Consider the following 1,390-nt stretch of genomic DNA (forward strand, 5'->3'; position numbering starts at 1 on the left):
AGGCGCGGCCAGCGTGGTCGGCGTGGAGGTCGGCCACGGCCAGCTCCACGACAAGCTCAAGGCCAACGCCCGCGTGGTCTGCCTGGAGAACGTCAACGCCCGCGAGCTCGAAGACAGCCCCTTGCGCGAGCACGCCCCGGCCGATGGCTTCGATCTGATCGTCGCCGACCTGTCCTTCATCGCCCTCTCCAAAATCGTGCCGCACCTGGGGCCCTGGCTCAAGCCGGGTGGCCAGGTCGTCATGCTCATCAAGCCGCAGTTCGAGGTCGGCAAGGAGCACGTCGGCAAGGGCGGCGTGGTCAAAGACCCGGCCCAGCACGCCCGCGCCCGCGACATGGTGCGCCGCGCCTGCACCGACCTGGGCTGGAAGGTGCACAAGGGCTTTGCCAGCCCCATCGCCGGTGGCGACGGCAACCTCGAGTTCTTCATCTGGGCGCAGTCTCCCACCGAGACGCCCCAAGCCTGAATCAGCCAGATCCCTCGCGTGACCCCATGACCTCCCTGCCCATCAGCTTCGAGTTCTTCCCGCCCAAGACGCCCGAAGGCGTGGACAAGCTCGCCGCCGTGCGCCAGCAGCTCTACCCCTTGAAGCCCGAGTACTGCTCGGTCACCTACGGCGCAGGTGGCTCCACCCAAGACGGCACCATCCAGACGGTGCGCGCCATCCTGGCCGAAGGCTTCGACGCCGCGCCCCACTTCTCGTGCATCGGCGCGAGCAAGGCCAGCGTGCGCGAGCAGCTCGCCCAGTTCAAGGCCGATGGCATCAAGCGCATCGTGGCCCTGCGCGGTGACCTGCCCAGCGGCTACGGCGGCTTCGGCGAGTTCAAGTACGCCAGCGAGCTGGTGGCCTTCATCCGCGAAGCAACCGGCGATCACTTCCACATCGAGGTGGGCGCCTACCCCGAGATGCACCCGCAGGCCCGCAACCCGCAGGCCGACCTCAAGGCCTACGTCACCAAGGTGATGGCGGGTGCCGACGTGGCCATCACGCAGTACTTCTTCAACACCGACGCCTACTTCCGCTTCGTTGAAGACGCCGAGAAAGCCGGCGCCAAGATCCCCGTGGTGCCGGGCATCATGCCGATCACCAACGCCAGCCAGCTCATTCGCTTCTCGGACGCCTGTGGCGCCGAGGTGCCGCGCTGGATCCGCACCCGCCTGGAAGGCTTTGGCGACGACAAGGCCTCCATCCAGGCCTTTGGCCTGGACGTGGTCACCGACCTGTGCGACCAGCTTCGTGCCGGTGGCGTGCCCGGCCTGCACTTCTACACGATGAACCAGGCCACCACGGTCAAGGCGCTGTGCGAGCGCCTGGGCCTGACAGCCTGAACGGGCTCCTGGCAAGCCCCCTGACCCCGTTTTGTTGCGCGCACGAGCCGCAGCGTGCGCG

At 67.7% G+C, this 1,390-nt stretch carries 2 protein-coding genes; both read left to right on the forward strand.

The features are described 5' to 3' along the window. On the forward strand, positions 1 to 466 hold a 466-nt coding region (locus B2W70_RS11830), incomplete at its 5' end, for an SAM-dependent methyltransferase (RefSeq protein ID WP_286745917.1). 26 nt (positions 467 to 492) lie between these two features. After that, a complete protein-coding gene (gene metF / locus B2W70_RS11835; RefSeq protein ID WP_286745919.1) occupies positions 493 to 1,329 on the forward strand; it encodes a methylenetetrahydrofolate reductase [NAD(P)H] in 837 nt (278 codons plus the stop codon). Positions 1,330 to 1,390: the final 61 nt, after the last annotated feature.

Origin of the sequence: Aquabacterium sp. UBA2148, from assembly GCF_002328915.1 — a bacterium.
GTDB classification, from domain to species: Bacteria; Pseudomonadota; Gammaproteobacteria; order Burkholderiales; family Burkholderiaceae_C; genus Aquabacterium; species Aquabacterium parvum.